The sequence below is a fragment of the Yokenella regensburgei ATCC 49455 genome (genome assembly GCF_000735455.1).
Classification (GTDB): Bacteria; Pseudomonadota; Gammaproteobacteria; order Enterobacterales; family Enterobacteriaceae; genus Yokenella; species Yokenella regensburgei.
In genome coordinates this window covers 182,788-201,565 of record NZ_JMPS01000087.1, presented here as the reverse complement: position 1 = coordinate 201,565, position 18,778 = coordinate 182,788, and the positions used below count along the sequence as shown (strand labels likewise).

The window sequence follows — 18,778 nt, the reverse complement described above, 5'->3', positions numbered from 1 at the left end:
TCATCCTCTTGATGTGAATTGTCCCGATTAAATGCCGAAAACAAGTATAGCACCCCAGTCTGAACGTTCAGGCTGGATGTGCCTATCGGTCTAATCACCCCCGCCAACTAACTGATATCGACCTCTTTAATCTGCGTTTCTCGACGTGCCGTCAGCGTCGAGCCCATTGACGCCGCAATGATGGCGAGCAGCGCCAGCCACTGGCTGCTGTTCAGCGTTTCATTCAGGAAAATCATTCCGGATACCGCCGCCAGCGCAGGCTCCATGCTCATCAACGTGCCGAAGGTACGCGTTGGCAGACGGGTCAGGGCAATCATCTCTAACGAGTAAGGAAGTGCGGTTGAGAGCACCGCCACCGCGAGGCCCAGCGGCAAAATAGACCAGTGCCAGATGGCATCACCGGTTTGCATGATGCCAATAGGGACAAAGACGATAGCAGCAATCAGCGAGCCCATAGCAACCGTAGCCGGACCGTGCTCCTCTCCGGCGCGCTGGCCGGTGAGAATGTACACCGCCCAGCCTGCGCCCGCGCCAAGCGCCAGCGCGGCGCCGGTTAAATCAATATGTCCAACGTTCTCACCGAGCGGCAGCAGGAACCACAGTCCGAGCACCGCCAGCACGACCCATATGAAGTCCACCGCCCGCCGGGAGGAAAACAACGCGACGGCCAGCGGCCCGGTAAACTCCAGCGCCACGGCAATCCCCAGCGGGATCCGCTGAATGGATAAATAAAAGAGGTAGTTCATGGTGCCGAGCGACAGACCGTACAGCAGCAGCGGCAGGCGCTGTGACTTCTCAAAGCGCAGTCGCCAGGGTTTAAAAATAACCACCAGAATGAGCGTACCCAGTGCCAGACGCAGGGCGGTGACGCCCGGTGCGCCAACAAGGGGGAAGAGCGATTTTGCCAGCGACGCGCCGCTTTGTATGGAACACATGGCGATGATGATAACCAGTATGGGAAACCAGACTGGTGCTTTGCGGGACGAACCAGGCATCCGTTCTCCTGTCAGCTTTTGTCAAAGGAAGTAAAACTGCCAGTGTAAATGAATAACGGCAGGGCGGTTTAACAATTGTTGAAAAATATAGAGCCGGAAATCCGTACAATTTTGGCCCCCGCGTGGACTTTTGTGCTACGGTTTTAGGAATTTTCTGGATGAAGGGTGCGTGATCAGCGCCGCATAATGGCGTATTCTTCGGCAAAATCGCTGTTTTTTGAAAGGGATAGTCAGTAGTGGAAACGTTTAGTTACATGAAATGACCCCTTTGACAGCGCAAAGTGGAAAGAGTTTCTTAACAATTTTTGTTATATTTAAAACTTAGGATTTACTTGAAGCACATTTGAGGTGGTTATGAAAAAAATTGCATGTCTTTCAGCACTGGCCGTAGTTATGGCTTTCTCCGCAGGTTCTGCTGTTGCAGGTACTTCTACCGTTACTGGTGGTTACGCTCAGAGCGATATGCAGGGCGTTGCTAACAAAGCTGGCGGTTTCAACCTGAAATACCGTTACGAGTTCGACGACAGCAACCCGCTGGGTGTTATCGGTTCCTTTACTTACACTGAAAAAAATCGTACCGAAGACGGCGTGTATAACAAAGGCCAGTACTACGGTATCACTGCCGGTCCGGCTTACCGTATCAACGATTGGGCTAGCATCTACGGCGTAATCGGTCTGGGCTACGGTAAATTCCAGGCAACTGATTTCCCGAACAGCAAATCTGACACCAGCGACTACGGTTTCTCCTACGGTGCTGGTCTGCAGTTCAACCCGATCGAAAACGTTGCACTGGACTTCTCCTACGAGCAGTCTCGTATTCGTAACGTTGACGTTGGCACCTGGATCGCAGGCGTTGGTTACCGTTTCTAATCACTTCGGTGATAATAAAAAATCCGCCCTTGAGGCGGATTTTTTTTGGCTGCGATTCGGGGTTATCGACTGTTGGTGGTGAAGATGTCGGTGCCGAGGTGGTTGTAATCCACTTTCTGCAGCTTGAAGTTGGTGATGTAAACCGGTGGGGCCTTCTTGTTCGAGATGAAGGGATAGCCGCTGGTAATTTCTTGCGTTTTGATCCCGGTCCACTGTGAGAAGAAGCTCAGGAAGTCGTTGGCTGAACGGCGTGCTTTGATAATGCGATGTGCTTTATCGTCGCTTGAGAGCACCATAAACGGGACCTGGAAGTTCTGCTGGAACTGGTCGTCGTGAGCCAGATACTGCACCTCTTTGCCGCGTTCCTTAAACGCCAGTCCGTGATCGGAGAAATAGACCAGCGAGAAGCTGTCGCCCGAGTTGCGCAGTTGATCGTAAAGCTTCGCCAGCAGGTCGTCGGTTTGCGTCATAGTGTAGAGATAGCAGGAGGTCTCTTTCGACTGGACGAACTCGGCGTATTTCCCCTGAGTACGGTCGCAGGCCTGCGGATGAGAGCCCATCAGGTGCAATACGATCATCTGCGGCTGAGTACGCTGGGTAGAGAGCACCTGCGAAGTCATCTTTAACAGGGCGTCATCACGGGTATTTTTATCCGCTTCAAAATCACCGCTTTTCAGGAAATGCACTTCGTCAGCGCGTTTAGCGATACTGGCGATGGCGGTATCATACTCACCGATCTGCCCCTGGTTTGAGAACCACCAGGTCTGGAAGCCCGCGCGGTTGGCAAGCGTCACGAAGTTATCCTGATACTGCGGTTTGCCATCGACAACGCGGTTGAGCGTCAGGCCGAGCGATTTTTGCGTCGAGCCGCTGGCGGCGATGTAGTCGGTAAACAGATAGCCATTCACCGAACTGGCAAACGGGGTGTTGTCCCAGTGACCACCGAACGCACCCATGGCGTCACGGCGCGCACTCTCGCCGATAACTACTACATAGGTGTGGTATTTTGGCTTCACGGCGGTAATGGTCCAGGTGTCTTTCATACCGGAAAGCTGCGCCATTCGCGCCTGCTCATCCAGCACTTCGTTATTATTCACCACCACATCTTTCACGAAGCGAAACGCCGGGTAACCGGAATCGATAACCTTAAACACGCCACCCCAGGCAAGATTTTGCACCGGCTGGACAAAAAAGGTTCCAACGCTGAACAGCAGCGCCAGCGTCTGTAACTTTCCCCACGGCTGCGGTTCGCCAATTTTGCGACGCACGGCAATGACGCCCATGACAAAAATAAACACGCCAACAAAATAGCTGTACCACGGGAAAATCGTCAGAATTTCCGTCGACTCCTCCATATTGGTGGAGTGCAGCGCCAGCAGGGTGTTGAAATTAGGCGCGCCGTAGGCCTGAGCAAACGGGAAATATAAGGCTCCGAGCAATGAATAAATACCAATCACCCCCTTCTGCACGCGAGGGAAGCTGCGCCACAGCAGCTGCAGCACGCAGGTAAAGGCGAGGGTATACAGCACGCTGAACGGATAGCCCAGCGCAAGGTTAATCAGCAGAGATTGTAAAATGTAGAATCCCGTCCACGGGCATAATTTTACGCCGCGGGCCGCAAGTGAGTCTTTCAGGGTTAAATTCATAGGTCGCTATCATAAAAACGCCATGTGCTTCCCCTGGCGTCAAGGGTTCAAACCTGCCGTGACAGCGCGAAAAAAAAGGTGAGAAGTTCGCAAGTGGTGCAGGATGGCACGAAGATAGAGCCTGTGAATGTGAAGGTCAACTACTCATAACGAATTGTTTTGCGAGAAAGATTACAAATCCGGAAAAAAGGCGCGGATATTGGGCGCAACAGCGCAGTGTGGCAGGGTTTTGTGACAATAAAATGAAGCGGCGTACCGCGACGCCGCGTTAGTGGGAAGGTTTGTCCTGCTGCGGTTTGTTGTTGAAGTAGTCGCACAACATGTTCAGCAGCATCAGCCGGACTTTAAAGGGAGAATGAGTAAACACGCTTAAGCACCTCTTCATTTCGTTCATGATTGCCTCCTGTCATTTCTGGTCCTTCACTCCCTGAAGGATGTTCGTGTTGTATACAGATATAGCACAGGCTATATCTTATAGCTATGGCTAAGACGTTAATTTTTTGTGCTCAGAGCACGATCCTATACAATGGTCGTCCTTTATAGGGTGCGAGGCCGCGCCACACTGATGAGGAAGCACGATGAGCCGTCGCGAAGGTAAGCCAATAACAAAAAAAGTGACGCAGTTGGTTAATGTTGAAGAGCATGTTGAAGGCTTTCGTCAGGTGCGTGAAGCGCATCGTCGCGAGCTGATTGATGATTACGTTGAGTTGATCTCTGACCTCATCCATGAATCCGGAGAAGCACGCCAGGTCGATATGGCGGCGCGTCTTGGGGTTTCCCAGCCGACGGTTGCTAAAATGCTCAAGCGTCTGGCCGGTGTTGGCCTGATTGAACAGATCCCGTGGCGCGGCGTATTCCTGACCCCGGAAGGGGAGAAACTGGCGCAGGCCAGCCGCGAACGCCACCAGATAGTTGAAACTTTCCTGCTGACCATCGGCGTCAGCCCGGAAAATGCCCGCCGCGATGCGGAAGGGGTAGAGCATCACGTCTGTGAGGAAACGCTGGAAGTGTTCCGTCGCTACAACGAAAAACACGGGCATAACGCTGAATGAGTCTGCCGATTTTGCGCGCCCTGGCGCGCGATCGCTTTCTGCACCTGCTGATTATCATTGGCGTCCTGCTGAGTTTTCTGGTTCCCTTCGCCCCTTCTCGCTGGCCGGCCGCCATCGACTGGCACACCATTATCACCCTGAGCGGGTTAATGCTCCTCACCAAAGGCGTTGAACAAAGCGGCTATTTTGATGTGCTGGGCCGCAGAATGGCCCGCCGATTTGTCACCGAACGCCAGCTGGCGATATTTATGCTGCTGGCCGCCGCGCTGCTGTCGACCTTTCTGACCAATGATGTAGCGCTGTTTATCGTGGTGCCGCTGACCATCACGCTAAAGAAGTGGTGCGCGCTGCCGGTCAATCGGATCATCATTTTCGAAGCGCTGGCGGTGAATGCTGGCTCGCTGCTGACGCCCATTGGCAACCCGCAAAACATCCTGCTGTGGGGGCGTTCCGGACTCTCTTTTACTGCGTTTATCGGCCAGATGTTGCCGTTAGCGCTGGCGATGATGCTGACGTTGCTGGTGCTGTGCTGGTTCTGTTTCCCGGCGAAAGCGCTGCGTTTTCAGAGCAGTGACCGCACGCCGGAGTGGTCGCCACGGCTGGTGTGGAGCTGTCTGGGTTTGTACGTGGTGTTCCTCGTTGCCCTGGAGGTGAAGCAGGAGCTGTGGGGGCTGGCGCTGATTGCCGCCGGGTTCCTTCTGTTGGCGCGTCGGGTGATTTTTAGCGTCGACTGGACGCTGCTGCTGGTGTTCATCGCCATGTTTATCGACGTACACCTGCTGATCCAACTGCCGATATTGCAGCAGAGCCTGCACGGCGTAAGCCAGCTTTCGGAGGGCGGGCTGTGGCTCACGGCCATCGGCCTGTCGCAGTTTATCAGCAACGTTCCGGCGACCATTCTGCTTCTCAATACGGTGCCGCCTTCGGCGCTGCTTGCCTGGGCGGTGAACGTCGGTGGTTTTGGGCTATTGCCCGGCTCGCTGGCGAACCTGATTGCGCTTCGCATGGCCAACGATCGCCGCATCTGGTGGCGCTTTCACCTCTATTCTGTCCCGCTGCTGTTCTGGGCGGCGCTGGTCGGCTACGCGCTCTTTCAACTGAGATAAAGAGGATCAGGCAAGAAACGGGCAGAATTACCACATTCGCAAACCGGCTGTACTGGCTATAACTATAGGGCACTCACGATGAGCCATCTCGAGGAGATCCCTATGCGATACCAGAAATTAGGCAATACCGGTTTGTTCGTTTCTGAACTGTGCCTTGGCACCATGACCTTCGGCGGTGAAGAGGGGATGTGGGGGAAAATTGGTCAGCTGCGCCAGACGGAGGCTGAACAGTTGGTCGGCAGCGCGCTGGATGCCGGCATTAACTTCATTGATACCGCCAACGTCTATTCTGAAGGACGTTCAGAAGAGATTACCGGCCAGGCGCTGAAAAACCTGCGTGTGCCGCGCGAAAACGTCGTTGTCGCCACCAAAGTGTTTGGTGAAACCGGCACCGCTGGGGTGAATTCCCGCGGCAGCTCTCGCTATCACATCATGAACAGCGTCAAAGAAAGTCTGCGACGCCTGCAGCTGGATCATATCGATTTGTACCAATTGCACGGTTTTGACCCAGCAACGCCGATGGAAGAGACGCTGTACGCGCTGGATAATCTGGTTCAGCACGGCCATGTTCGCTACGTCGGCGTTTCTAACTGGGCGGCGTGGCAAATCATGAAAGCGCTGGGCATTTCTGACCGCCTGGGACTGGCACGCTTTGTTTCGCTGCAGGCGTATTACACCATTGCCGGGCGCGACCTGGAGCGCGAACTGGTGCCGATGATGCAGAGCGAAGGCGTTGGGCTGATGGTATGGAGCCCTCTGGCAGGCGGCCTGCTGAGCGGCAAGTACGATCGTAACGGCCAGAGCGGTGAGGCCGGAAGCCGTCGTCAGGAGTTCGATTTCCCACCGGTGAATAAGGACCGGGCTTTCGACTGTATCGACGTCATGCGGCGAATCGCCGAACACAAAGGGGTTTCTGTGGCGCAGATTGCGCTGGCCTGGCTGCTGCATCAGCCGGCGGTCAGCAGCGTTATCGTTGGGGTGAAACGTCCGGATCAGCTGCAGGATAATATCGCCGCAACGGCTATTCGTCTCACTGAGGATGAACTGAAGCAACTGGATACGGTTAGCGCTCTGCCGAACGAGTATCCGGGCTGGATGCTGGAGCGTCAGGGAGGCTATCGCCGCGAACAGCTCGCACAGCAGTAGCAGTAACCTTCCATCCTGCCGGGTGTGGCTAACGCCTCACCCGGCTCACCCATTTTTCAACCGCGCTCACAAAAAACGATCCCGATCTTTGCTGTTTTTCTGCTCGCCATTAATATGACTAGTCATTATAGTTAAATGACTAGTCATATTACGGAGCGACGTGATGAAAAAGCTGCCAGCCGATTTTTTATGGGGTAACTCAGTATCCAGTATGCAGACCGAAGGGGCATGGAACGAGGGGGGAAAAGGGATGTCGGTGTACGACATTCGCGAGCCGGGTGAAAATTCGTCAGACTGGAAAGTGGCGACCGATTCCTACCATCGCTACGAAGAAGATTTCGATTTGATGAAAGATCTGGGCATGAACTGCTATCGCTTCCAGATTGCCTGGAGCCGCGTCTGCCCGACCGGCGATGGGGCGTTTAACGAAGAGGGTATTGCTTTCTATCACCGTTTTATTGATGCGTTGATTGCCCGCGGTATCGAGCCGATGATTTGCCTGTATCACTTCGATATGCCGCTGCATCTGGCAAATGAGTATAACGGCTTCACCGATCGCCGGGTGATGGAGGCGTTCGTGCGCTACGGGCAGAAGGTGATCGACTGCTACGGTAGCAAGGTGAAATACTGGCTGACCTTCAACGAGCAGAACCTCTATCACGGCCCGGAGGCGTTTCTGATTTCCGGCTATACGCGGGGTGACAAAACCCTGCGCGACATGTACGCCATCCAGCATCATGTGATGATGGCCCACGCTCACCTCACCCACTACCTGCATGAGACGCACCCGCGGCAGCTGATGGGCGGTATGCTGGCGCATGCGCTGGTGTATCCGGCCACCTGCAAACCACGGGATTACCTCTGCGCGCAGCAGTTAGATGAGTTCTTCAACCAGAACCTGCTGCGGGTCTATGCGGGGGAAGGCTACAGCCCGGAAGTGCTGACGCTGGTGGCGCGTGAAGGTTTTAACGATATCTACCGTGAAGAAGATCTGGCGCTGCTCGCCACCATCAAAAATGACTACCTGGCGTTCAGCTATTACGCCAGCCGCACCCTGGACAGCGATGCGATTCCGCAAGGGACCCCGGTCAACAACTACATGCTGTTTGGTGATAAACGTAACCCGTTCCTGAAAGCCACCGAGTGGAACTGGCAGATAGATCCGCTGGGGTTCCGCACAATCATCACCCGCTATTACAACGACTGGCGGATGCCGGTATTCCCAATTGAAAACGGTATTGGGGTGATTGAGGCGTGGGATGGGGTGAACCCTGTCGAAGATGATTACCGTATCGACTATCACCGTGAGCATATTAACGCGATGCGCGCGGCGATGGAGGAGGATGGCGCAGAGGTTATCGGCTATCTCGGCTGGGGGCTTATCGATATTCTCAGCTCGCAGGGCGATATGCGTAAACGCTACGGCGTGGTGTACGTTAACCGCGATAACCACGACCTCAAAGACCTGAAACGCGTACCGAAGAAAAGTTACGCCTGGCTGAAGCGGGCTATTCACAGCAACGGCGAAGAAATGTAACCTGCGGGCGCTCACTTACCACGAAAGGAACAGGCATGGCGGCGAAGTATCTCACCATCGCGCGGGAAATCCGCAAACGGATAATCAGCCAGCAGTATCACGATGGCGAACCGCTACCCGATCAGCACGCGCTGGCGGCCGAGTTTGGGACCAGCCGGATGACCATTCAGCAGGCGATGCGTCAGCTGATTGTCGAAGGGGTTATCTACACCCGCCAGGGGCAGGGCACCTTCGTGCGTAAAAACTTCCGCCAGCTCTCGCAGTGGGATCTGGCGGGCAGCGACTATTTTGGCGCCACCAGGACCTGGGAGCATCTCGGGAAAGTGGGCAGCGAGGTACTGCGCTTTGAACTGCGTTTCCCCTCCGAGCAGGAGCAGACCGCGCTAATGATTGATGCCGATGCGCCGGTGTATGATTTTGTCCGCCTGCGGTTGCTCAACGGTGAGGTGATTTCTCTCGACACGACCGTGATGCCGGTGGCGCTGGTACCCGGGCTAAATAAAAGTCATCTTGAGAGCTCTGTGTTTCGCTATGTGCAGGAAACGCTGGAGCTTAAAATCATGGGATCGTATCGGGTGGTTCGGGCAATTAAAGCCGGAGCGTTGGATAAAACGCATCTGGTGCAGGAGCCTGCCGACCCGGTGCTGGAGGTGGAACAGGTGGTGTATCTGGAAGACGGTACGCCGCTGGAATATGCGCATTGCCACTACCGCTACGATCACGGCGGCATTGTGATTGTGAATAACGGCTAATAAAAAAGGCGGATAAAATATCCGCCTTTTTTGTCTCTGTTGTCTGAATTAGTTCAGACGAACCGGCATCCCGGAACGGTTCTGAATCGCCTGATTCAGTACGTTCTGGTCAACGTCAGACTGACCGGTCACCGTCTGCACCGCTTTGGTCAGGGTGATTGGTACGATTTCGCCGCCGGTGAACTGCGCTTCCGTCACGGAGAGCGGGTTGTGGACTTCCACATAACGGCTGCCATCCGGCTCGGTAGTGGCTTTCACTGGCTCATCAATGAACTGCACGCGGGTACCTACCGGTACGTTTTCGAACAGGAACTTGATGTCTTCGTTACGCAGACGCACACAGCCGTGGCTCACGCGCAGGCCGATACCGAAGTTAGCGTTGGTGCCGTGAATAGCGTACAGGCGACCGATATACAGCGCGTACAGACCCATCGGGTTGTCCGGGCCAGCAGGAACAACCGCTGGCAGCGGTTCACCGGCTGCCGCATATTCCGCGTGCATTTTCGCCGTTGGGGTCCAGGTCGGGCCCGCTTTCTTACGTTCAACCTTAGTCGTCCAGTTGATTGGCGTATCTTTGCCTAACTGGCCGATACCGATTGGCAGTACCAGAACGGTATTGGTGCCTTTCGGGTAGTAATACAGACGCATTTCCGCACTGTTGATGACAATACCTTCATGCACGGTATCCGGCAGGATCAACTGCTGAGGAATGTTCAGCACGGTGCCGCCTTTCGGCAGGTAGGTGTCCACGCCAGGATTAGCTTCCAGCATGTTAGACAGGCCCATCTGGTACTTCGCCGCAAAATACTCCAGCGGCTGGGTGTTGCCTTCAGGAATGGTGGTCACCAGGTTCTCACCCACCAGACGGCTACCGTCGGTTGGCAGTGGGTAAGTGACGGCTGATGCCGTATTACAAAAGCCTACAACGGCGAGTGCCGCCGCAAAAAGTGTCGAGAGTTTCATTTTCATGTGTGCGAAGTATCAGGGCCATGTAGGCGGTTGATTGAGAATTCAAACATCAATGGGAGCGCATTATATGTGCATTCCTGCCAACAAGGAATTCGGATGTGTACTAAATCACATTTTTTTTACGTTTGTTTCAACTGTAGCAATTCCCCGGGCGGTTGGAAGCATTTCGGAATAATGGAAAGAAAATGCCCGTATCCGTGAAATATGGTGCGGTTGATGGCATACTATGCCGTTTGTCATCTCTCTCAGGGTATTTCGCGTGTTAGTCTCCAGCAACGTCACCATGCAGTTCGGCAGTAAGCCGCTGTTCGAAAACATCTCCGTCAAATTTGGCGGCGGCAACCGTTACGGCCTGATTGGCGCCAACGGTAGCGGCAAATCCACCTTTATGAAAATCCTCGGCGGCGATCTCGAACCGACGCTGGGCAACGTCTCTCTCGATCCTAACGAGCGCATCGGTAAGCTGCGCCAGGACCAGTTCGCCTTCGAAGAGTTTACTGTGCTCGATACCGTGATCATGGGTCACGCGGAGCTCTGGGAAGTGAAACAGGAGCGCGACCGCATCTACGGCCTCGCAGAAATGAGCGAAGAGGACGGCTATAAGGTGGCCGATCTGGAAGTCAAATACGGTGAAATGGACGGCTACTCCGCGGAATCCCGCGCCGGTGAGCTGCTGCTTGGCGTAGGTATTCCGGTGGAACAGCACTACGGCCCGATGAGCGAAGTAGCTCCAGGCTGGAAGCTGCGTGTACTGCTGGCGCAGGCACTGTTCTCCAACCCGGATATCCTGTTGCTCGATGAACCGACGAACAACCTGGACATCGACACCATCCGCTGGCTGGAGCAGACGCTCAACGATCGCGACAGCACCATGATCATTATCTCGCACGACCGTCACTTCCTGAACATGGTCTGCACCCACATGGCGGATCTTGATTACGGTGAACTGCGCGTTTACCCGGGCAACTACGACGAGTATATGACGGCGGCAACCCAGGCCCGTGAACGTCTGCTGGCGGATAACGCCAAGAAGAAAGCGCAGATAGCAGACCTGCAGTCCTTCGTCAGCCGCTTTAGTGCCAACGCCTCTAAATCACGTCAGGCGACCTCGCGCGCTCGTCAGATTGATAAAATCAAACTCGACGAAGTCAAAGCCTCCAGCCGTCAGAACCCGTTCATCCGCTTTGAACAGGATAAGAAACTGTTCCGTAACGCGCTGGAAGTCGAAGCGCTGGCGAAAGGTTTTGAGGACGGCCCGCTGTTTAAAAACTTCAACCTGTTGCTGGAAGTGGGCGAGAAGATTGCCATTATCGGTGCTAACGGCGTGGGTAAATCAACCATGCTGAAAACCCTGGTGGGCGAGCTTCAGCCTGACCACGGTAGCGTGAAATGGTCTGAAAACGCGCAGGTGGGTTACTACGCGCAGGACCATGAGTATGAGTTCGAAAACTCCCTGACCGTCTTCGACTGGATGAGCCAGTGGAAGCAGGAAGGCGATGACGAGCAGGCCGTGCGCAGCATTCTGGGTCGTCTGCTGTTCAGCCAGGACGATATCAAAAAGCCTGCCAAAGTGCTCTCCGGTGGTGAAAAAGGCCGCATGCTGTTTGGTAAGCTGATGATGGAAAAACCAAACATCCTGGTAATGGACGAACCAACCAACCACCTGGATATGGAATCTATCGAATCGCTGAACATGGCGCTGGAAATGTATCAGGGCACCCTGATTTTCGTTTCCCACGACCGTGAGTTTGTGAGCTCGCTGGCGACCCGTGTGATTGAAATTACGCCAGAGCGCGTGGTGGACTTCACCGGTAACTACGAAGATTATCTGCGTAGCAAAGGGATCGACGGTTAACTTCCCTTCACCCTGACCCTCTCCCTTAGGGAGAGGGGACTGTCTGGTGCCATTTTCTCGGGCACTTACCGCTGAGAATGTGGTACCGGCATGGGGTAAACAGTGCTGCTGACCGATGTGCCACTGAATGCCGCCGGACCATAAGCCTGCGCAATTGCACCATCATTATCGTCATCAGAAAACTGACTCAGAGCCGGGGTATTTTTCTGCGAGCTCTGGGCGGCAACTTCCTGTACGGGTTTTTCCTGAAATGCCAGCGCGCTTGTGGAACTAAGCAGTAGTGCAATGGAAACGGCGGTTACTATTTTCATGGTCTCGGATCCGCAGGGGAAAGGGCTCTTTGAGGGTATAACTGGCGTAATAAAAACGCCATGAGCAGTTACACTCATGGCGTATTTTGTTACTGATGGAAACTATCGGCTTAATTTATCGGCTTAGTTTCGTACCCAGGTATCGGCGGCGACACCGTTAATCAGCAGTTTGCGCTTGTCACCTGCAGGGAGCGTTACCTGCAGCGTTTTCCACGCCGGAACATAATCACCGCGGGTGCTCACCTTCAGGTTGACCGTATTCGCACTGCACGCCATTTCCCACTCCAGCCACAGCGCGTTGCCGTCTTTATAGCCCCAGCTTTCGCCATCGTCTTCAAACAGCAGCCCGGAGGTTGTCCCCACGCCTTTCAGCGGGAACAGGCGCAGTTCTCGTTGGTCATCTTTCTTCGCATTAACCCAGGTAATACGCTCGCTCAGCGGCAGACCGGCACCGGCGCGCACCAGCAGCGGCAGTTTTTCCAGCGGAGCATCGAGAGTTATCCACTGGCCGCCGGAGAACCACTCGTGGCTGTAGAAATCATACCAGCCGGCTTCATTGGCGGGCAGCCACACGCGGCGCTCGCGCTGGCCTGGCTCCACCACGCTTGCTACCAGAATATCGCGACCCAGCAGGAAGTCGTCGCACTCCTCGAAGGTCTGCTCGTCATGTTCGTGATCGAGGAAAGTGGAGCGCAGCATTGGCTCATCCTCGGCGTGTGCCTGCCACAGCAGGGTGTACAGGTACGGCAGCAGGCGGTAGCGCAGCTCAATCGCGCTGCGGATAGCCGGAGTGATCGCCGGGTACATCCACGGCTCGTTGACCGTCTGGTCGTCGTTCCAGGAGTGAATGGTGAAGCGCGGGTGCATCACGCCGTTTTGCACCCAACGGACGAACAGTTCGGCATCCGGTTTATCACCGGAGAAGCCCGCCACGTCATGACCGACGTTGTACAAACCGGAAAGGCTCATGCCAACGCCCATGCGGGTGTTGTAGCGCAGAGTATCCCAGTTGGTGCGGTTATCGCCGCTCCAGGTTTGCACGTAGCGCTGCATCCCGGCGCAGCCGGAGCGTGAAATCAGGTACGGGCGTTTTTCCGGTGCGAAGCGCTGCTGCGCTTCCATCGAGGCGCGCATCATCAGCAGTGGCATCACCGGGCGGATATGCTTAATGGCAATCTCATTTCCGAAGCCATGGCAGCGGGCTTCGCCGTCCCAGACCTCGAATTCGTTATTGTCGTTCCAGGTGGAGTCGATCCCCATTTCCAGCAGCTGAGTGGTGACGCCTTCCTGCCACCAGGCCACGGTTTCCGGGTTGGTAAAGTCGAGGTTGGAGCCTTCGTCATCCCAGAAGCTGGAGCGCTCCGGCATATCGGATTCTGAGTCACGAATAAACAGACCGCGCTCAGCCACTTCGTGGTAGCGCGGGTGATCCTGCAGCAGGCACGGCTTGATATTCGCCGCCAGGTGCAGACCCGCATCGTGGAAAGCCTGGCTCATCACCTTCGGCTGCGGCACTTTATCGTAGTTCCAGTTAAAGACGTAGCGCTTGCCGTTTATCGAGGTGTAGCCGGAGGAGAGCTGGAACGAATCGCACGGGATAGCATGCTCTTCGCACAGGCGGATGAAGTTCATCAGCTGATTTTGTGCGTCCGGCGCGTCGGTGTAGTGCATGGTGGAGCCGCTGTAGCCCAGGCTCCACTTCGGCCCGAAGAAGGTTTTGCCGGTCAGACGCACAAAGGTTTTGGTCACGTCGAGTACGCGCTTGCCGGTAAACATGTAGTAGTCGATGTCACCAGCTTCGGCCTGCCAGCGGCGATAGGCGGTGTGATAGTTGTCGATCTCTTTACCCAGATCTAACCAGCAGCTGCTGAGGTTGTCGTAGAACAGGCCGTGGCTGACATCGGCGCGCTGGGTTATCGTAAATGGAATATGTTTATACAGCGGATCGGTGCTGACCGCGTTATAGCCCATGGCATCGAGATTACGCATTTCAAAACGTTTACCGGTGCGCTGCAGATCGCCCGCTTTTTCGCCAAGGCCGTAAAAACGTTCGTCTTTGCGGCGGCTCAGGTAGTGCGCGGCGCCGTCGCCGTGGGCGTTGAGCAGATAGGCGCTGGTCGGGCGGTCGCCGGTCAGGTACTGCCATTCACCGCTCTCGTCACGATAATGCCATTCCAGCCACAGCGGCTGGTGGACGGTCACGCGCAGCTGCTCGGTGGCAATCGTCAACTGGTTATCCCGCTGAACCAGCGTCCACGCGGGGAGGGTAAAACCACTTAAGTCTTCACGGGAGCGACCTTCCCACGGCACATCCTGCGCCGGGGCGATGCTCCAGGTACGGTCGAGCGCCAGTTCGCCTTTGCGTTTAATCAGCACGCGGAACAGATTTTGTTCCAGCATATACAGGCACAGTCTGTGCTGGCCGTCGACTTTCAGCTCAACGTGATGGGCTGACTGCGTTTCAAATGTCCAGTGTTTAAGCGTCTTCATAATTTACATCCACTCTCAGGCGCGTTTGGCGCGACGTTCAGCGATAAAGGAAACCAGGAATACGGCGCCAATCAGGTCAAAAAAGCCCATGGCGATGAACAGTGGGTTAAAGCCAATTTTGTCGGCGGTAACCCCGATTAACAGGGAGAACAGGAAGCTTGCGATCCACGCAGCCGAGCCGCGCATGCCGTTAACGGTTGCCATCTGGCCTTTGTCGAAAGATTCCACCACCAGGGCGCTCAGCATGCAGGAGATGATCTGATGGCCGAAGCCGCCGATGGAGATCAGGACGATGGTGATGTAGGGGTCACGGGTGATGGCAACAATTCCCAGCGAAATCATCAGGAATGCGCCGGTGACCGAGCTTGCGACGATCGAGTTGACGCGGGAAGCACCGAACAGGCGGGTATACAGCTTCGTCAGGTAACCGCTCGCGACGCTACCGAGATCGGCGGCAAGGAAAGGGAGCCAGGCGAACATGGCAATCTGCTTGAGATCCATGCCATGTTCTTTGGCCAGATACAGCGGTACCCAGAAGCTCAGCACCGCCCACGCCGGTTCCGCCATAAAGGCCGGAATAGCGATGCCGTAGAAGCGCTTGTTTTTACCCACGGTTTTCAGCGCGGTCAGGAACGGCAGTTTTACCGCTGGCGCTTCGTTATCCTGCCTGATGTAGTCCAGCTCAGCCTTACCCAGATTCGGGTGTTTGTCCGGATTGTGATAGAACGCCCACCACAGTATCACCCACAGCAGTGCCAGCACGCCGGTGAACATAAAGGCACCTTGCCAGCCAAACGAGGCGTGAGCGAAATAGATGATAGGCGGAGCCAGCATCGCACCGATGGAGAAACCCACGCCTGCCCAGCCTGCGGCAATCGGACGCTCTGATTTTGGGAACCACTCGCCGATGGTTTTGGCGTTGGCTGGCGTTGCCGCCGCCTCTGCGCCGCCCATAAAGAAGCGCAGAATAGCGAGGTGCAGCCAGTTGCCCGCACCCGCATGGGCGATACAGGCCACGGCCCACAGTGTGGCGCAAATCATAAACCCGAGCTTGAGACCGATAACGTCAATAAGCCAACCGCACAGCGGCTGGAAGAGGGTGTAGGCCAGCTGAAAAGCGCCAACGATCCATGAGTACTGCTCGGTGGTAATGCCCAGGCTGTCTTTCAGTTCCGGGGCAATGATCCCCAGTGAATTGCGGGTAATGTAGTTAACGGTTACGCCAAGTAAAAAGAGGACCAGCACCCACCAGCGCAGGTTCTTAACCACCCGGCGAGAACCACTGGCGGCGACGGTGTTATTAATGTCCTGACTCATAGACATCTCCATCCAGGAATTGTAGGGGGAAGATGGGGTGACTTATCCATAAGTTGTCACACCAGTTAATCTATCTATTTGAAAATATTATCGTTGTTGTTTAAATTGTCCTGATAACTAGTATGGAAGTTGTCGGACCAAATCAGAGTAGGTCAGAAAAAACCGGCTCAATAGCGCTTTTTATGCAAGAATTTTCACGGTGTGAAAATTTATGGCGGGTAATATCGACTCTCATGGTGAATATCAGGGAGTTTTCACCGTGAAAATTCTTTCATCCGCAAACTGGAGGCAGATCACAAAATGGACAAAAAGCTCAAAATTGCGGAAATCTCCGTGCGTACCGGGCTTTCTGCCAGCACGGTGTCGCGGGTGCTGGCGGGGAAGGCAAATACCAGCCCAGCCGCGCGGGAGAAAGTGCTCGCCTGCGCGCGGGAGCTGGGGGTGATGGAGGGGATGGCGGCAGGCAGAATGCTGCTCAACAGCCTGCTGGTGTTCGCCCCTCAGCGCGCTTTTGATGAGCGCTCCGACATCTTCTATTACCGTGTTATCCAGAGCATCAACAAAGCGCTGGCGTCTCATGAGGTCCGGCTGCGCTTTTGCGCGCTCGAGGAAAACGACAGCGACGCTAACCTGTTTCTGACCCGTATGCATGAAAACGACACCCAGGCGGCGGTGCTGCTGGGAATTGACGATACCCATATTCACGATCTGGCGGCGGACGTCGGGAAACCCTGCGTTCTCATTAACTGCCGTGACGAAAAGATGCGTCTGCCGTCGATAGCTCCCGATCACCGGCTCATCGGCCAGTTTGCGGCAAACTACCTGTTCGAGATGGGACACCGATCGGTGGTCAACGTGCTGTGCCTGCGTCGCTACACTATGGAGCTGCGCCTGACCGGTATCAAAGAGGCCTGGCAGACGCATAACCTGCGTTTTCAGAGCGCGCGGGATCTGATCCTGGTGTCGAACTTCAGTGCCAAAGAAACCGAAGCGCTGGTGGGCGAATGGCTGGATAATCTTGCCGGAAAAACTCTGCCGACGGCGTTGCTGGTGGGGAGTGATTTTATGGCGGTGGGGGCGATGAATGCGCTGCACAGCAGGGGGCTGCGCGTGCCGCAGGATGTTTCGGTGATGAGCATCGATGGCTTCAACCTTGCGGCGATTCAGGACGTCCCGCTGACCGCGGTGCACGTGCCGCGCGATGAGCTGGGAACGGAGGCGGTGCATCTGCTCCAGCAGCGGCTGATTCGCCCGAACGCCCCGGTGGGGACGCTGTTGCTTAACGGCAGCCTGGTGGTGCGGGATTCCGTAAGGCGGGTACGCCCGGGCGGCAGGCGTACCCCGGTATCACGGGAAGGTTTGTATGACGACTAAACGTCCATCCCGAGCGCGCGGCGGCCGTAGGCATTCAGGTCGGTGAGCGTAAAGCGCCCCTGCCAGTTGGCCTCGTAGTCCTCACGCGGGAAGTCGCCCGGCGATGCCCCGTGCTCCAGCGCGTTTCTGACCTTGTGCGCGTAGGCGAGGTTTTTCTCGCACATCGGCGCTGCCGGAATGTACATCACGTTACCCCAGCCCAGCTGATCTTTCACCGGTGCTACCGAGTGAATAACGTCGCAGTGCCACCATACTGAATCCCCGGCTTCGAGCGCCGGGATCGAGGTCAGCGCTTTAATCAGCAGCGGGTGCCACTGTTCGGAAACCGGCAGCACTTTCCCCGGCGCCACGCCGCACAGCTCATCTTCCGGCACATCATCCAGCAGCGGGCGCAGCAGCAGATACGCCATCGCTTCCGGGATAGGTACCACGTGCAGCAGCCCCTGATGGGGGATCATATCTGACAGCGCCGTCCAGCCCTGGAAGGTGCGGAACACGGAGCATTTGGTGGTGTTATCGACGCTGTACTCTTCCACTTCGGTGCGGTGCGCCGCATCCCACGGATCGAAGTCGTTAACGTTGCCGTTGAATACGCTGGCAAAAACCTGCTGGTAAGCCGGCAGCAGCCAGCGCTCAAGCGCGCCGGAATCGGTATGCGCACCCAGTCCTTTCGAGGTGGTTCCCGGCGGACGACGGCGAATGCGATCCGGGTAAATGACACTGATATCCGGGTCGAACCAGCGTTTGTCGTCGCGTTCGAAAGTCCACAGACGGTTCAGGAACGACTGCACCGTTGCCATTTCATCGCTCTGGCGCGCCTGCATCTGCGCCTGGGACCAGTAGATCGGGTAAATCTCCGGACGCGACGCCTCAAGCGAACCGAAGAAGGTATCGCCCGGGCCTTTATACACCTCGTCGAAGTGGTTATTGTCGAGGTACTCAAGCATCGAGCGATCCCACGCCAGCGCCTGCTCACGCGGGAAATGCCCTTTAATCACCGCACAGCCGCGACGTTTGATAGCTTCGCGCTGCGCCTCACTTACCTTTCCCTGTGCCAGCTCGCGGTAATCAATCTCCGGCCATACGGTAGCCCCTTTGGCTTTCAGTGCATCGATTTCCGCCAGCCGTGATTCAATTCGCGCGCTGAGCTTATCAAAGACCGCCTGCACATCACCTATCTGGCGGCGCAGCGTCTGTTTCATCAGTCGGATGGCTGCTTTGTGGTCGGCGGGCAGGGTGGTACTGGTAAAGGTAAGTGCCATGATGAAACCCCTCTATCTTTCATTCGAAAGTAATTTTGATTGCATGTGACACTTTAAGTTAAAAATAAGTTAATGCAAGTTAAATAACTTGATGTT

General features: G+C 55.5%; 16 protein-coding genes. 8 read left to right on the top strand and 8 right to left on the bottom strand.

What is annotated here, in order from left to right:
• Positions 1–107: 107 nt before the first annotated feature.
• Entirely contained in the window at positions 108–995 is an 888-nt protein-coding gene (gene rhtA, locus GYRE_RS22730; RefSeq protein WP_006819154.1) for a threonine/homoserine exporter RhtA, read from the bottom strand.
• A gap of 354 nt (positions 996–1,349) precedes the next feature.
• Here rhtA and ompX point away from each other — a divergent pair, with 354 nt between their 5' ends.
• The gene (gene ompX, locus GYRE_RS22725) at positions 1,350–1,865 is read left to right on the top strand and encodes an outer membrane protein OmpX (RefSeq protein WP_006819155.1); all 516 of its coding nucleotides are present in this window, start codon (positions 1,350–1,352) and stop codon (positions 1,863–1,865) included.
• A gap of 62 nt (positions 1,866–1,927) precedes the next feature.
• On the opposite strand, the gene GYRE_RS22720 is transcribed toward ompX, so the two are convergent.
• Entirely contained in the window at positions 1,928–3,511 is a 1,584-nt protein-coding gene (locus GYRE_RS22720) for a phosphoethanolamine transferase (RefSeq protein ID WP_006819156.1), read from the bottom strand.
• A 268-nt stretch (positions 3,512–3,779) separates the two neighbouring features.
• Entirely contained in the window at positions 3,780–3,905 is a 126-nt protein-coding gene (mntS, locus tag GYRE_RS22715) for a manganase accumulation protein MntS (protein ID WP_006819157.1), read from the bottom strand.
• A gap of 184 nt (positions 3,906–4,089) precedes the next feature.
• On the opposite strand from mntS, the gene mntR reads away from it, so the two are divergent.
• The 5 genes from mntR to GYRE_RS22690 all read left to right on the top strand — a co-directional run bounded on the left by mntR (position 4,090) and on the right by GYRE_RS22690 (position 9,104).
• Positions 4,090–4,563: a manganese-binding transcriptional regulator MntR gene (gene mntR / locus GYRE_RS22710; RefSeq protein ID WP_006819158.1), complete on the top strand. Its 474-nt coding sequence runs from the start codon at positions 4,090–4,092 to the stop codon at positions 4,561–4,563.
• Entirely contained in the window at positions 4,560–5,669 is a 1,110-nt protein-coding gene (locus tag GYRE_RS22705) for an anion transporter (RefSeq protein WP_038258782.1), read from the top strand. The genes mntR and GYRE_RS22705 overlap by 4 nt, the downstream gene beginning before the upstream one ends.
• 102 nt (positions 5,670–5,771) lie before the next feature.
• On the top strand, positions 5,772–6,815 hold the full coding sequence (locus GYRE_RS22700; protein WP_038258779.1) for an aldo/keto reductase: 1,044 nt from the start codon (positions 5,772–5,774) through the stop codon (positions 6,813–6,815).
• A 160-nt stretch (positions 6,816–6,975) separates the two neighbouring features.
• A complete protein-coding gene (locus GYRE_RS22695) occupies positions 6,976–8,352 on the top strand; it encodes a glycoside hydrolase family 1 protein (RefSeq protein WP_112471427.1) in 1,377 nt (458 codons plus the stop codon).
• A 35-nt stretch (positions 8,353–8,387) separates the two neighbouring features.
• On the top strand, positions 8,388–9,104 hold the full coding sequence (locus GYRE_RS22690) for a GntR family transcriptional regulator (protein ID WP_006819162.1): 717 nt from the start codon (positions 8,388–8,390) through the stop codon (positions 9,102–9,104).
• A gap of 48 nt (positions 9,105–9,152) precedes the next feature.
• Here GYRE_RS22690 and ldtB read toward each other — a convergent pair whose 3' ends face one another.
• Positions 9,153–10,073, bottom strand: coding sequence for a L,D-transpeptidase (gene ldtB / locus GYRE_RS22685; protein ID WP_006819163.1), 921 nt, complete (start codon positions 10,071–10,073; stop codon positions 9,153–9,155).
• A 259-nt stretch (positions 10,074–10,332) separates the two neighbouring features.
• Between ldtB and GYRE_RS22680 the strand changes: the two genes are divergently transcribed.
• On the top strand, positions 10,333–11,928 hold the full coding sequence (locus tag GYRE_RS22680) for an ABC-F family ATPase (protein ID WP_038258854.1): 1,596 nt from the start codon (positions 10,333–10,335) through the stop codon (positions 11,926–11,928).
• A 65-nt stretch (positions 11,929–11,993) separates the two neighbouring features.
• Here GYRE_RS22680 and GYRE_RS22675 read toward each other — a convergent pair whose 3' ends face one another.
• The 3 genes from GYRE_RS22675 to GYRE_RS22665 form a co-directional block, all read right to left on the bottom strand.
• Positions 11,994–12,239 (bottom strand): hypothetical protein, encoded by a 246-nt coding sequence (locus GYRE_RS22675; protein ID WP_006819165.1) that lies wholly within the window; start codon positions 12,237–12,239, stop codon positions 11,994–11,996.
• 123 nt (positions 12,240–12,362) lie between these two features.
• Complete coding sequence (locus GYRE_RS22670; protein ID WP_038258774.1) at positions 12,363–14,729, bottom strand: glycoside hydrolase family 31 protein; 2,367 nt, start codon at positions 14,727–14,729, stop codon at positions 12,363–12,365.
• Between the two features lie 15 nt (positions 14,730–14,744).
• Complete coding sequence (locus GYRE_RS22665; RefSeq protein ID WP_038258772.1) at positions 14,745–16,046, bottom strand: MFS transporter; 1,302 nt, start codon at positions 16,044–16,046, stop codon at positions 14,745–14,747.
• Between the two features lie 300 nt (positions 16,047–16,346).
• On the opposite strand from GYRE_RS22665, the gene GYRE_RS22660 reads away from it, so the two are divergent.
• Positions 16,347–17,420, top strand: coding sequence for a LacI family DNA-binding transcriptional regulator (locus GYRE_RS22660; RefSeq protein WP_038258770.1), 1,074 nt, complete (start codon positions 16,347–16,349; stop codon positions 17,418–17,420).
• On the opposite strand, the gene GYRE_RS22655 is transcribed toward GYRE_RS22660, so the two are convergent.
• The gene (locus GYRE_RS22655; protein ID WP_038258768.1) at positions 17,417–18,682 is read right to left on the bottom strand and encodes a DUF1479 domain-containing protein; all 1,266 of its coding nucleotides are present in this window, start codon (positions 18,680–18,682) and stop codon (positions 17,417–17,419) included. The genes GYRE_RS22660 and GYRE_RS22655 overlap by 4 nt on opposite strands.
• Positions 18,683–18,778 lie beyond the last annotated feature (96 nt).